This is a genomic window from Mesorhizobium sp. M2C.T.Ca.TU.002.02.1.1 (genome assembly GCF_003997225.1).
Genome location: NZ_RZTO01001090.1, coordinates 1 through 1,648, shown reverse-complemented (window position 1 = coordinate 1,648; position 1,648 = coordinate 1). Strand labels below are relative to the sequence as shown.

General features: G+C 69.0%; 2 protein-coding genes. Both read left to right on the top strand.

Annotated elements, in window-relative coordinates; genetic code table 11:
- Window positions 1-883: lytic transglycosylase domain-containing protein (locus EOD07_RS33650; RefSeq protein WP_082369995.1), on the top strand; the 883-nt coding region annotated here is incomplete at its 5' end.
- A gap of 34 nt (window positions 884-917) precedes the next feature.
- A complete protein-coding gene (locus EOD07_RS33645) occupies window positions 918-1,415 on the top strand; it encodes an N-acetyltransferase (RefSeq protein ID WP_127238278.1) in 498 nt (165 codons plus the stop codon).
- The last annotated feature ends 233 nt before the right edge of the window (window positions 1,416-1,648 follow it).

Below are 1,648 nucleotides of genomic sequence, written 5' to 3'. Positions count from 1 at the left end.
GATGAAGGCCGCGCCCGCGCTTGCGGCAGCCTCTACGCCTGCCGTCGCGGACGATACGCCGACCCTTGCCCTGCCGGAAACGGTGGCCGTGCTGCCGGAGCCTTCCGGCCTCGCGCAGGTGCAGACCGCGGCGCTCGCAGGCGATGCCGTCGCCATGGCGACCGCGCCGGGCGCGCCCGCGACGCAAGGCGCGCTGTTGCCGCCGCCCGTCCAGCCCGGCGCGACGCTGGCTCAGCCCGCGGCCTTCGCCGGAGCGACGCCGATGGCCGGCCAGTTTCCGCCGCCGCCGGTGCTGACGGCCGGCGGCTCGCCGACCAGTCCAGGATCCATCAAGCAAGCGGCGGTCTACACGACCGCGGGCATGGCAATGCCGGTCACCGGCCAGTCGGCGAAAGTCGCCCCGATGCCGGGCGTCCAGCAGGCCGCCTATGTGGTTCCGGGAAACCCGGCTCTGCTGGCGGCACCCGGCCAGCCCGAGCAGCATGCCAGCGGCCCGCGCGGCGAGATCGAGCGGCTGATTGAGAAATATTCTGCGATCTATGAAGTGCCGGTCGAGCTGGTGCGCCATGTCGTGAACCGCGAGAGCACCTTCAACCCGAAAGCCTACAATCACGGCCATTGGGGCCTGATGCAGATCAAGCACGCGACGGCGCGCGGCATGGGCTATGACGGGCCCGCGGCCGGCCTGTTCGACGCCGAGACCAACCTCAAATACGCGGTGAAATATCTGCGCGGCGCCTGGCTGGTTTCGGGCGGCAACGCCAAGCGGGCCGACACGCTCTACCAGACCGGCTACTACTACGACGCCAAGCGCAAGGGCCTGCTCGAGGCGACGGGCCTTGGCGTCGACCGCAAGCGGCGGCGTCTGCAGCCCGACGCCTGACCGGACGATCCGCGCGGCGTTCCGAGACAGCGCCATGCATCAGAACACGACGCCCCGCCCGCCGGCTCCCAACGACGTCCGCCTGCGCAAGCTGCTCGACGATACGCTCACCGCGCCGCATTGGCCGGAGGGCTTTGTCATGCGCGCCTTCGAGCATCGTGACGCGCAGGCTTTGCACGCGCTTCTGCAAGAGGTGTTCGACGACGGCGCCGACGGGCCGTTCGACGACTGGTGGCCGCGCATTGCCGGCGATGCGGAATTCGACCCCGCCCTCTGTTTCCTGGCAATCGACGGCAAGGGCTTGCTTGCGGGCACAGCACTCTGCTGGGCGTCCGGTTTCGTCAAGGACCTTGCCGTCCATCCGGAGTCCAGACGGCAAGGCCTCGGCGAGGCGCTGATGCGGCACATATTCCTGACTTTTCGCGAGCGCGGGGCGACGCATGTCGATCTCAAGACCAACACGGTGAAGAACACGGCGGCCTTCAGGCTCTACGAGCGGCTCGGCATGATCCCGGTCGACTGGGAAGGCTGACAGCGCCAGCATTGTGAACAGCTTCACATAGGCTGACGTTAGGTCATGCTAATGCGTCGTCGTGCCGGGCGGCCGATCGGCGGATCGACGCTGGCAAGGCGTCGGAGGCGGCTGTGCCGGCATGCGTCAGCCACTCCCAGACGGGCTCCGGGGCGGGGGTTTCGGAGCCCGTCCGCTTTCGCGAAAAGCGGGTCAAGGGAGCGCGATGCCGACGCGGTCGAGCCGACCGGGTC

What these genes read in the sequence shown, in the direction of transcription:
- EOD07_RS33645 (WP_127238278.1), top strand. Translation starts at nt 918, where the DNA reads ATGCATCAGAACACGACGCCCCGCCCGCCGGCTCCCAACGACGTCCGC.